The 11,573-nt window shown below is 61.4% G+C and carries 9 protein-coding genes and 4 pseudogenes; all 13 read left to right on the top strand.

Going from position 1 to position 11,573, the window contains the following annotated elements; genetic code table 11:
* On the top strand, positions 1 to 756 hold a 756-nt coding region (locus tag JKL46_RS32975; protein WP_201842541.1), incomplete at its 5' end, for an electron transfer flavoprotein-ubiquinone oxidoreductase.
* A gap of 49 nt (positions 757 to 805) precedes the next feature.
* Positions 806 to 1,675 carry a 3-hydroxybutyryl-CoA dehydrogenase gene (locus JKL46_RS32970; protein WP_201842538.1) on the top strand — a complete coding sequence of 290 codons (870 nt, stop codon included), beginning with the start codon at positions 806 to 808 and terminating at the stop codon, positions 1,673 to 1,675.
* A gap of 47 nt (positions 1,676 to 1,722) precedes the next feature.
* Positions 1,723 to 1,860: pseudogene (locus tag JKL46_RS32965) on the top strand (hypothetical protein); the annotation flags it as partial.
* A pseudogene (locus tag JKL46_RS32960) lies at positions 1,857 to 2,468 on the top strand (NAD(P)(+) transhydrogenase (Re/Si-specific) subunit beta); the annotation flags it as partial. The pseudogenes JKL46_RS32965 and JKL46_RS32960, both read left to right, overlap by 4 nt.
* A 29-nt stretch (positions 2,469 to 2,497) precedes the next feature.
* Positions 2,498 to 3,157: a 3-oxoacid CoA-transferase subunit A gene (locus JKL46_RS32955; RefSeq protein ID WP_201842536.1), complete on the top strand. Its 660-nt coding sequence runs from the start codon at positions 2,498 to 2,500 to the stop codon at positions 3,155 to 3,157.
* A gap of 8 nt (positions 3,158 to 3,165) precedes the next feature.
* Positions 3,166 to 3,822 carry a 3-oxoacid CoA-transferase subunit B gene (locus tag JKL46_RS32950; RefSeq protein ID WP_201842534.1) on the top strand — a complete coding sequence of 219 codons (657 nt, stop codon included), beginning with the start codon at positions 3,166 to 3,168 and terminating at the stop codon, positions 3,820 to 3,822.
* Positions 3,823 to 3,878: 56 nt separating this feature from the next.
* Positions 3,879 to 4,021: pseudogene (locus tag JKL46_RS32945) on the top strand (acetyl-CoA C-acetyltransferase); the annotation flags it as partial.
* A gap of 219 nt (positions 4,022 to 4,240) precedes the next feature.
* On the top strand, positions 4,241 to 5,152 hold the full coding sequence (locus JKL46_RS32940) for a helix-turn-helix domain-containing protein (protein WP_246529701.1): 912 nt from the start codon (positions 4,241 to 4,243) through the stop codon (positions 5,150 to 5,152).
* A 41-nt stretch (positions 5,153 to 5,193) separates the two neighbouring features.
* Positions 5,194 to 7,101, top strand: coding sequence for a DDE-type integrase/transposase/recombinase (locus JKL46_RS32935; protein ID WP_201842532.1), 1,908 nt, complete (start codon positions 5,194 to 5,196; stop codon positions 7,099 to 7,101).
* 38 nt (positions 7,102 to 7,139) lie between these two features.
* A pseudogene (locus JKL46_RS32930) lies at positions 7,140 to 7,745 on the top strand (helix-turn-helix domain-containing protein); the annotation flags it as partial.
* Positions 7,746 to 8,236: 491 nt separating this feature from the next.
* A complete protein-coding gene (locus JKL46_RS32925; protein WP_201842530.1) occupies positions 8,237 to 9,826 on the top strand; it encodes an isocitrate lyase in 1,590 nt (529 codons plus the stop codon).
* A gap of 138 nt (positions 9,827 to 9,964) precedes the next feature.
* Positions 9,965 to 10,216, top strand: coding sequence for an SMc00767 family acetate metabolism repressor (locus tag JKL46_RS32920; protein WP_201842528.1), 252 nt, complete (start codon positions 9,965 to 9,967; stop codon positions 10,214 to 10,216).
* Positions 10,217 to 10,733: 517 nt separating this feature from the next.
* Positions 10,734 to 11,525, top strand: a complete 792-nt coding sequence (locus tag JKL46_RS32915; protein WP_246529700.1) for an aldolase/citrate lyase/malate synthase family protein — start codon at positions 10,734 to 10,736, stop codon at positions 11,523 to 11,525.
* The last annotated feature ends 48 nt before the right edge of the window (positions 11,526 to 11,573 follow it).

Raw genomic sequence — 11,573 nt, 5'->3', positions numbered from 1 at the left:
GGCGCACGCGCCATCATGGAGGGCGGCTGGCAGTCGGTGCCACGCCTGAGCTTTCCGGGCGGCTGCCTCGTCGGCGACTCGGCGGGCTTCGTGAACGTGCCGCGCATCAAGGGCAGCCACAACGCGATCCTGTCGGGCATGCTCTGCGCCGACCATCTGTTTGCGGCGATCCAGGAGGGCCGGGCCCATGACGAGGTTTCGGCCTACGAGCAATCCTGGCGCGCCTCGCCGATCGGCTACGATCTCAAGCGGGTGCGCAACGTCAAGCCGCTCTGGTCGCGCTACGGCACGGCGGCGGGCGTGGCGCTCGGCGGGCTCGACATGTGGCTGACCGAGCTCTTTGGCTGGTCGCCCTTCGGCACCCTGAAACACGGCAAGCCTGACTATGCCTGCACGCTGCCGCTCGATCAGGTGACGCCGATCAAGTACGACCGGCCCGACGGGGTGCTCACCTTCGACAAGCTGTCCTCGGTGTTCCTGTCCAACACCAACCACGAGGAGGACCAGCCGGTCCATCTCAAGGTCAAGGACATGGGCCTGCAGAGGGCCTCCGAGTTTGAGGTCTATGGCGGTCCGTCCCAGCGCTACTGCCCGGCGGGCGTCTATGAATGGGTCGAGGGCGAGGGTGGCGTACGCTACCAGATCAACGCCCAGAACTGCGTCCACTGCAAAACCTGCGACATCAAGGATCCGAACCAGAACATCACCTGGGTCACCCCCGAGGGCGGCGGCGGGCCGAACTACGTCAACATGTGAAGTAGGCATCCCAGTCGAGTGGCGGGAAGTACGAGCTTAGGAGAATAATATGCACCAAATCGGGGTGGTCGGAGCCGGCCAAATGGGCACTGGGATTTCTCAAGTGTGCATGCTCTCTGGCTTTGACATTGTTTTGCTTGATCGAGAGCCAGAGATTCTCACCCGAGCAAAAGCTTCACTTGAAAAAGCTCTCGACAAGCTGATCGCGAAGAAGGCAATTCGCGAGGACGAACGCGCTGCAGCACTGAATCGGGTCCGTCTGACGAGTGATCTCAAAGACATATCATCCTGCGACCTCGTCATTGAAGCGGCAACGGAAAACGAAAGCGTCAAGCATTCAATCTTCAGGCAACTCTGCTCGATCATGAAGCCTGACGCAATTTTAGCGACCAACACATCGTCGATTCCGATCACACGCTTGGCGGCCGCAACCGACCGGCCCGAGAAATTTATCGGCATCCATTTCATGAACCCTGTGCCGGTGATTCAGCTCGTCGAGCTGATCCGCGGCATCGCCACCGATGACTCGACCTACGAATCCGCCAAGGAATTCATCGCCAAGCTCGGCAAGACCTCGACCGTGTCTGAGGATTTCCCGGCCTTCATCGTCAACCGCATCCTGCTGCCGATGATCAACGAGGCGATCTATACCCTCTACGAGGGCGTGGGCTCCGTCGAATCCATCGACACCGCCATGCGCCTCGGTGCCAATCACCCGATGGGTCCGTTGCAGCTCGCCGATTTCATCGGCCTCGACACCTGCCTGTCGATCATGCAGGTGCTGCACGAGGGCCTGGCCGATTCCAAGTACCGCCCCTGCCCGCTCCTGGTGAAATACGTGGAGGCCGGCTGGCTCGGCCGGAAGACCAAGCGCGGTTTCTACGATTACCGCGGCGAGAATCCGGTTCCAACCCGATAGAGCTAGGACAGAGCAGAGTGGTCCTACTGATAAAATAGGTTTGTGCAATGAATGTTGGAGCTCTGAAGGAGCAACTCGAAGGCGAGGCGCGGGTGGCGCTGACGCCGGACTCGGCAGCGGCGCTGCAGAAGCTCCGTCATGCCTGTGCGATAGAGGCTGGGGCCGGCGAGAAGGCGGGCTCATCATGTGCAAGGAGATGAACCGCAGCTTCATCTCCGTCATCCTCGGCGGCTTCGGGAAAACCACCGGCCCGGTCGTGGCGATTGCCGGCGAGCAGATCGCCATCGACGCCGACGACGTGGCAGCGGCGCTCGAAGAGGCCGACAGCGTCGTCATCGTGCCGGGCTATACCATGGCGGTGGCGCAGGCGCAGCAATCGGTCTCGGAGCTGACGCGGAGGTTGCGCGCCATGGGCAAGGAGGTGCGCTTTGCCATCCATCCGGTGGCGGGGCGTCTGCCGGGGCATATGAACGTGCTACTGACCGAGGCGAAGGTGCCCTTCGACATCGTGCTCGAGATGGACGAGATCAACGAGGACTTCCCCGAGACCGACATGGTGATCCTCATCGGCACGAACGACAACGTAACCCCGGCGACGCAGGAGGATCCGAACAGTCCGATCGCTGGCATGCCGGTGCTGGAGGTGTGGAAGGCCAAGCAGGTGTTTGTCTCGAAGCGCGGGCAGGGGACTGGGTACTCCGGGATCGAGAACCCGCTGTTCTACAAGGACAACACCCGCATGTTCTACGGCGATGCCAAAGCCAGCATCGATCTGCTGGTCCAAGCCATTTGAATTGCCTGTAGCCAGGATCCTACTTCACCATGAGAAGTGCCATCACTCCAGCGGCTGCGGCCAATCTCGTCCCCGACGGTGCAACCGTAATGGTGGGGGGCTTTATGGGCGTGGGGTCGCCCCACCGCATCATTAAAGCTCTGGTGGTCCGCGGCGTGCGAAACCTGACGCTGATCGCCAATGACACGGCACGGCCCGGTGTGGGCGTTGGGAAATTGATCGACGCCGGCTGTGTTTCGCGGGTCATTGCCTCGCACATCGGCACCAATCCGGAAACCCAGCGTCGGATGCTCTCCGCGGAGATCGAGGTCGAACTGGTGCCGCAAGGGACACTTGCGGAACGCATCAGGGCAGGGGGCGCGGGCCTCGGCGGCGTGCTCACTGCGACAGGACTCGGAACCATGGCCGGTGAAGGACGAATGGTGGTGCAGGTCGACGGACGCGACTTCCTCATCGAACCTGCCCTCAAGGCGGACATCGCTCTCGTCGCAGCCCGGAGTGCCGACTACATCGGCAATCTCGTCTATTCGCTGACCGCCCGCAATTTCAATCCGCTGATGGCAATGGCCGCCACCACAACGATTGCCGAAGCCAATGAGGTGGTGCCCCTGGGAGTGCTCTCCCCGGATATGATCCACACGCCCGGCGTGCTGATTGACTACCTTGTCGAGCGGCCGCAACTGATCTGAGGCATGGCATGGATTCCAAGGAACTGATCGCACGCCGGGTCGCGCAAGAGCTGCGTAACAATACCCTCGTGAACCTCGGCATCGGGCTCCCAACCCTGGTTGCAAACTATGTTCCGCCCGGGCTGGAGGTTTATTTCCAATCCGAGAACGGCATCATCGGATTTGGCGCGCGACCGCCGGAGGGCATGGAGGATGTGCATCTCACGGATGCTGGAGGCGCGTTCGTGTCCGCCCGACCCGGTGCTGTAGCATTCGACTCGGCAACGTCGTTTGCCTTAATCCGCGGGGGGCATCTCGACATGACTGTTCTCGGCGGGTTGCAGGTCGATCGGCATGGACGCTTAGCCAACTGGATGGTTCCTGGCCACCTTGTTCCTGGCATGGGAGGAGCGATGGACCTCGTTAGCGGAGCACGTCGAGTAATTGTGGCGATGAACCACACGCAAAAAGGCCAACCTAAGATCGTGGATGAGCTGACGCTGCCGGCAACATCCTTGCGCCCCGTGACTCTAATTGTGACCGAAATGGCGGTGATTGAGCCAACCGAAACTGGCCTTGTGCTGCGGGAGACGGCTCCGAGCGTAATGGTCGAAGCTGTATGTGCCGCAACAGGCACCATTTTGGTGGTTCCGAACGACGTTGGGGTTATGAGTGTCGGCAATTAGGGAGGGTTTGAGTTTAACCACAGCGCGGTCTCTTCTGGATTTGACGCGAACGGTGCGCCATCGGCCATCCCATCGCCGCATCGGGTGCCCGCGTGCTTATGGCTCGCCTGCACGAGCTAGGCCGGTGCAACGTCGAGAAAGGTCTCGTGCTTTGTGAATCGGTGCCGGCATGGGCGTCACCATGTGCTTAGAGCACTAAAGGTGTCTGTTGGTCATAACGACTTGGCTCTGCTCGCCGATGGTCGGGAATCTTGCTCAACAAGCCCTAACGGTCGCGCGGGAGTTGCTCAATAACCCGTGATTTAGCAGAACTGTCCCCTGCTAACTGCAAGTGTGATGATAACCGAAATTCCGAGTGAACTGGTCTTTATAACGTTCATGATTCTGTAGGTCACAAAGTTGCGAGAAGATTTACAATATGGATGAGAGCAGAAAGCTTTTCGTCGGCCCCCGCCTGAAGCGCCTGCGGCGCGAGCTTAACCTGAGCCAAGCTCGCATGGCTGAGGAGCTCGGGCTCTCTCCGAGCTACCTCAACCTGATGGAGAGCAACCAGCGGCCGATCACGGCGCAGGTGCTGATCCGCCTCGCCCATGCCTATCAGCTGGATCCGCGCGAATTCGCCAACGACGACGACGGACGCATCGTGTCGGAGCTGGAGGAGGTCTTTGCCGATCCGCTCTTCCGCTCGACGCCGGTGGCGCGGCTCGAGCTGCGCGAGGCCGTTGAGCGCGCGCCGTCCATGGTGGATGCGATCAACCGCCTCTACCGCGCCTATCAGGCCCTGCGCGGCGCCCGCGAGGCTGTGACGCCGAACTTAAGCGACCGCGACCGGGCAGAGGGTGCCCTGCAGGTCAATCCGGTCGACCGGGTGCGCGAGCTGATCCACGAGGCCAGGAACCATTTTCCCGAGCTCGACGAGGCTGCCGAAGCCCTGGCCGCGGACCTTGCCGCGACCGGTCACGAGCCGTTCTTCGCCGTCGCCGAGCGGCTGCATGCCAAGCACGGCATCCGGGTGCGGGTGATGCCGGTGGACGTGATGCCGGATGCGCTCCGCCGCTACGACCACCACCGGCGCCAGCTCCTGATCTCCGAACTGGTGGATCCTTCCGGCAGAATCTTCCAGGCCGCCTATCAACTGGCCTTCGCCGAGATGCGCGAGACCATCGACGCGCTCGCCACCCGCCTGGAGCCCGTGGACGGGCCGGCGCGGCGGCTCCTGCGGGTCTCATTCGGCAATTACTTCGCCGGCGCGCTGATGATGCCTGTCGCATTGCCTCAAGGAAAATGTTACCGAGTGCGGTCGTTGCCTCACCTAGAATGTTACCCGTGAAGGCGGACCCCGCATGATGCCTTCACCAGGAGGGAGGCATCATGACAACGAAGATGACGCATGCCATGCGCAGGGATTTCGCCAATGCGATCCGGGATCGCTATGCAGCCGCCGCGAACAAGGAGAAGCGCAGGATCCTGGAGGAGTTCATTGCGGCAACAGGGTACCACGAGAAGTCCGCAATCCGTGTCCTGAACAGCCACCCGGCGCCGAAGAGGCGGCAGACCCGTCAACGCCCGTCGCTCTATGATGAGGCCGCTCGAGGTGCTTTGATCGTGCTGTGGGAGGCTTCCGATCGCGTCTGCGGCAAGCGCCTGAAGGCATTGCTGACCATTCTCTTGCCGGCGCTGGAACGCAATGGACATTTGAAGCTTGAGGAGGAGCTCCGCTCCAAGATTCTGTCGATGAGCGCCGCCACGATCGACCGTTTGCTCCAGATGCCAAGGCGCGCCACCCGCCCGAAAAGGCCTGTACGGGCGGTGCCAGAGCCGCGGCGGCGCATCAAAATGCGCACCTTTGCTGACTGGAATGAGCCGCTTTCCGGCAGCATGGAAATGGATCTGGTCGCTCATTGTGGGGAGGTGAACCGCGGGAGCTACGTTCACAGCCTGGTGCTGACTGACATCGCAAGCGGGTGGACGGAGGCCGCACCCATCGTGGTCCGAGACGCCACCCTTGTGGTCGAGACCCTCGATCGCATCCGCGTGGGCTTGCCCTTTGCCCTGAGAGCCCTGGACGTGGACAATGGCAGTGAGTTCGTCAACAACACGCTGATCGAATATTGCATTGGTCACGGCATCGAGCTCACGCGCTCACGGCCCTACCGCAAGAACGACCAAGCCTGGATCGAGCAGAAAAATGGCGCCGTTGTGCGCAAGCTCTTGGGCTATCGGCGCTTTGAAGGCTTGGCGGCGGCTAGGGCGATGACGCGTCTTTACGCGGCCTCCAGGCTGTTTGTGAACTTCTTCCAGCCCTCGTTCAAGTTGGCGGCCAAGCAGCGCGACGGGGCGAAGGTGTCGAAACGCTATCATCCACCGCAGACGCCCTGCGAACGTCTCCTGCAAGCCGAGAGTACCCCGATGGCTGTCAGGAACAAGCTGGGCGAGATCGCCGCCGAGCTCGATCCGCTCAAGCTTTTGGAGGAAATGCGTGCTGTACAGGCGTATCTGGCAGCATTGGCTGACGGCGAAATACCGCCGCCGGCGACGTCCGAGCCGCCCAACCTGGCGGCGTTCGTAGCAAGCCTATCGAGCGCCTGGCACGCGGGCGAGATCCGCCCGACCTTCTCGATCGAAGCCAAACCGCGTTACCTGCGAAGCCTGCAAAAGGTCTCAACAACAGCCCCTCTAGCAAGTCCGACCGCGGCGCTCGAGTTGGCGATCCCGCCTACGCCCGCGGCACAGTCAGCGAAGACACCGGACAAGCCGAAGCCGGTCTATGCGGAACCTGGCCAAGCCCGCATCCAGGCGCTGCGCATGGTGTGGCCGATCGCGTGCCGCCGGTTGGAAGAATTCCCCGCTATCAGCGCCATGCAGCTCTTCGAAGAGTTGTGCATCCAGTTTCCAGGTCGATTGACGCGCAAGCAGTACAAAACGCTCTCGCGACGGGTCAGTCTCTGGCGCCAGGCGGCTCGCGCGCGCGGCGTTGCCATCGGGCCCAAAACGTATCGTCGGCTCAACGACAAACCGCGTGGTCGGCGCCCCGATATCTTCAAGGACCATTGGGCAGAGATGGCTGTGTGCCTCGAAGAATGTCCAGATCAGACCGCTCTTGAACTACTCGTCGAGTTCCAAGCCCGTTACCCTGGGCAATACAGCTTGCGACAGCTTCACACGCTGCAGAGGCGCGTCAGGGCTTGGCGACAACAAGCCGTGCAGCGGCTCATCGGACAGGCCAGCAGCCCAGCGCTCTATATCGCTCCAGAACCCTCATGCCAGGCCAACGGGTAACATTCCGGATGAGGCAGCCGGTAGCAAAATTACGTGAGGCAACACGACAGATGCCCTACCGCAAGTTCCATGCGGCGGCGGAGGCGCTGGGCTACGACGTCGAGGTGCTTGGCGCCCGCTTCGGCGCGAGCTTCGAGCAGGTGGCGCACCGGCTCACGACGCTCGCCCGCGCCAATGCGCGCGGCATCCCCTTCTTCCTGGTGCGGGTGGATTCGGCCGGCAACGTCTCGAAGCGCTTCTCGTCAGGCCGCTTCCCGTTCTCGCAATTCGGCGGCACCTGCCCGCTCTGGAACCTGCACTCGACCTTCCGCACGCCGGGCCAGGTGGCGACCCAGATCGTCGAGCTGCCCGATGCCTCGCGCTGGTTCTCCATCGCCCGCACGGTCAGGCGCGCGTTCAACCCCTGGGGCGCGCCCGATCCGCAATTCGTGGTCGGCCTCGGCTGCGAGCTGAAATACGCCCACCGCCTCGTCTATGCCCGCGGCCACGACCTCGCCTCCGCCGACGCCACGCCCATCGGCATCAATTGCCGCCTGTGCGAGCGCGTCGCCTGCCCGCAGCGCGCCGCCCCTCCCCTGATGCATGCGCTGATCGTCGACGAGATGAAGCGTGGCGTCTCGCCCTTCGAGTTCGATGCGACGTAATCCACAGCGTCCTCAACTGCTCGTATCTGAACTGCCCTGGAACTCAACAGCCTTGGAGCATGACGAGTAGGCTCGGCCGTGGGAACGCGGATACGCACTAAAGAGACTTAGAGCGTAGCTCGCGATGGGAGGCTTTCATCCCAAAACAAAACTAGCGCCTGAGCTAATTTGTCAAAGCAGTGACTGCAGATTTGTCACGATCCGACATAAATTTTATCGACCACAATTTAGCAGGCCCTCTTCTTCTTTAGTATAAGAGATCTCTGAAGCATATCAGTAGAATAGCCGGCGGCACTAAGGCGTTTGCTTATTTCACCAATGCTCCCAGAGTGTTGGTGGTGACGGACTAATTCCTAATTCTTGTGTATAATATACAGATTTACAATACAAGCCTTGTAAAGATTTTCACCTGCACCTTTACGGCCCTTCACCGACCCAGCAGCCCCCTATACTGCCATTCCAGGCACACCTTTTTGTCGAGGAACAGGGATATGGCGTACCACGATCAGATCACACAGGCTCAGCAGCTCATTGAGGGCCAGAGCACCTGGAACAGCATCGACCCCGAGTCGGTTGCTCGCATGCGATTGCAGAACCGTTTCCAGACCGGCCTCGACATCGCCCGCTACACCGCCAAGATCATGCGTGAGGATATGGCGGCCTACGATGCCGACCCATCGCGCTACACCCAGTCGCTCGGCTGCTGGCACGGCTTCATCGGCCAGCAGAAGATGATCTCGATCAAGAAGCACTTCGGCTCGACCCAGCGACGTTACCTTTACCTCTCCGGCTGGATGGTCGCCGCCCTTCGCTCGGAGTTCGGTCCGCTGCCCGATCAATCCATGCACGAGAAGACCACCGTTCCCGCGCTGATCGAGGAACTCTACACCTTCCTGCGCCAGGCCGATGCCCGTGAACTGGGGCTTTTGTTCCGTGACCTCGATGCGGCCCGCAAAGCGGGTAACACGATCAAGGAGCGGGAGATCCAAACCGCAATCGACAGCTACCAGACCCATGTCGTTCCGATCATTGCCGACATCGATGCCGGCTTCGGCAACGCCGAGGCGACCTATCTGCTCGCCAGGAAGATGATCGAGGCCGGCGCCTGCTGCCTCCAGATCGAAAACCAGGTCTCGGACGAGAAGCAGTGCGGCCACCAGGACGGCAAGGTCACCGTTCCGCACGAAGACTTCCTGGCCAAGATCCGCGCCATCCGCTACGCCTTCCTCGAGCTCGGTGTCGACGACGGCCTAATCGTGGCCCGCACCGACTCGCTCGGCGCCAGCCTGACCAAGCAGATCGCCTTCAGTCGCCAGCCCGGCGACATCGGCGACCTCTACAACGGCTTCCTCGACTGCGAGGAGATCACGCCGGAGACCTGCGCCAACGGCGATGTCCTGATCAACCGCAACGGCAAGCTACTACGGCCGAAGCGGCTGCCAAGCAACCTGTTCCAGTTTCGCCTTGGCACCGGCCAGGACCGCTGCGTGCTTGACTGCATCACGGCCCTGCAGAACGGCGCCGACCTGCTGTGGATCGAGACCGAGAAGCCGCATGTCGAGCAGATCGCCGGCATGGTCGACCGCATCCGCGAGGTCATCCCGAATGCCAAGCTCGTCTACAACAACTCGCCGTCCTTCAACTGGACGATCAACTTCCGCCAGCAGGTCTTTGACGCCTGGGACAAGGCTGGCAAGGATGTGTCGCAGTATGACCGCGCCAAGCTGATGAGCGTGGACTATGACGATACGGACTTGGCGAGAGAAGCCGATGAGCGCATCCGCACCTTCCAGGCGGATGGCGCCAAGCGCGCCGGCATCTTCCATCACCTCATTACGCTGCCGACGTACCACACGGCTGCGCTGTCCACCGACAACCTGGCCAAGGAGTATTTCGGCAGCGAGGGCATGCTGGGCTACGTGCGCAACGTCCAGCGCCAGGAGATCCGACAGGGCATCGCCTGCGTGAAGCACCAGAACATGTCAGGCTCCGACATCGGCGATGACCACAAGGAATACTTCGCGGGCGAGGCGGCCCTCAAGGCGGGCGGTGCCCACAACACCATGAACCAGTTCGGCTAGGACCTCCTGACAGGATGAGCATCATCCTGTCAGCTTCAAGGCGCATCGCGCATCACAACAAAGGTTCATGTGGAGAGGATGAACTGCCTCCACAGCAGAGTTCCCTCAACTTCAACGAGATAAACGGGAGTGAAATCAATGACAGCATCAGAAAAGCCGCAGCTGACGAACCGGGTTGAGGAGGCAGCCAGCTCGCTGTCTCCTGAGCAGGAATCAGCCCTCCGGATTCTTGCCAACGAGCTCCACAGGACAAACGAGGCTGTGATGAATTGCGTTAGCAAAGGCCTTTCCATTGAGCTGCAACGGGTCAAGCGCTTCCATTCTGAGAAGGGATACTGGGGCGATCTGATTGTGCCAATCATCGTCAAGCAGAGCAACGAACCTGGCTAATTGGCAGGAAGAGACCCTGCACGGACCAAGCCGAGCGGGGTCTGGTTTTCGAACGGAGAGGTCGGCCGGTTCTTCACGATCCAGGCGAGGACACGGAGAAGTCGAGTGGCTGTCCATGTTTCGGCTAGATCTCAACTGCCTTGCTGCCTGAGTGTCGTACGCACTCAGGCAGCAAGGACCGTGCAAAATCATTGAAGCAGCGGGGCCTCCAGCGAGGTAGTGCTCGGTCGCGCATGTTACTGGCCGACATAACCAGCGTCTGTCTGAGGCCTGCCGCTTAGCACATCGAAGGAAGGCAGAAGCTGGTGCCGAGCAAAGCCCCCTCGAAGAATGATGAGTTGTCCCTACTGTTAAGAACACTCGTGTCGAACGATGTCCTCGAACATCCAGCCGCACGTGCGACTGCATGGCTTGTTGCTGATCATGGCCTATCGAAACTCACGCCCGATGAGCGCTTCATCTACGAGCGGCACGTAAAGCCATATCTCCAGGGCATCTACTCTGACGAGGATCCTGAATGCATCTCAATTTGAAACCTGCGGATCTCCAAGACACGAGGGTAGTGCGCGTCCAGACGAACGGCCTCCAGGTTGCACCGGTTCTCCACGATCTCGTCGAGCGGGAGGCGATTGCCGGAACAGGGTTATCGAGCGCTACCTTCTGGGAAGGCCTGGCAGGGCTCGTGAAGGATTTCGCGCCGCGCGACCGCGAATTGCTCTCCGTCCGCGACAAGATCCAGGGCCAGATCGACGAGTATCACCGTACCCGGGCCGGCAAGGCCTTCGACCAGGCGGATTACGAGCGGTTCCTGCGCGACATCGGCTATGTGCTGCCCGAGCCGGAGGAGTTTTCGGTCCAGACGGTGCATGTGGACGACGAGATCGCCCGCATCGCGGGACCGCAGCTCGTGGTACCGGTGTCGAATGCCCGCTATGCGCTCAACGCAGCCAATGCCCGCTGGGGCAGCCTCTATGACGCGCTCTACGGCACCGACGCCATTCCGGAGGACGGAGGGGCCACCCGCTCGGGCGGCTACAACAAGGCGCGGGGCGCCCAGGTGGTGGAGTATGCCCGCGACGTGCTGGACGAGGCCGCGCCGCTCGCGGGCGGCAGCCACAGCGATGCGACGGCTTACGCCGTCCAGGGCGGGACGCTCGTCGTCACGCTTCGGGACGGCACCGAGACCGGCCTCTCCGATCCGGCCCGTTTCGTCGGCTATCAGGGCGATGCGGCGAACCCGTCCTCCGTGCTGCTGCGCCACAACAACCTGCATCTCGACAGTAAGCACTCGGTGTGCGCCCTCTTGTGAGAGCGCTGTTTGCGCGTGACGTTCTGACCTTAAGGCTCGCTTTAAGGT

The organism is Microvirga zambiensis WSM3693, from assembly GCF_016735695.1.
In the GTDB taxonomy this organism is placed as follows: domain Bacteria; phylum Pseudomonadota; class Alphaproteobacteria; order Rhizobiales; family Beijerinckiaceae; genus Microvirga; species Microvirga zambiensis.
Note: the sequence above shows the minus strand (reverse complement) of the source record. Positions and strands in the feature narration are given on the sequence as shown.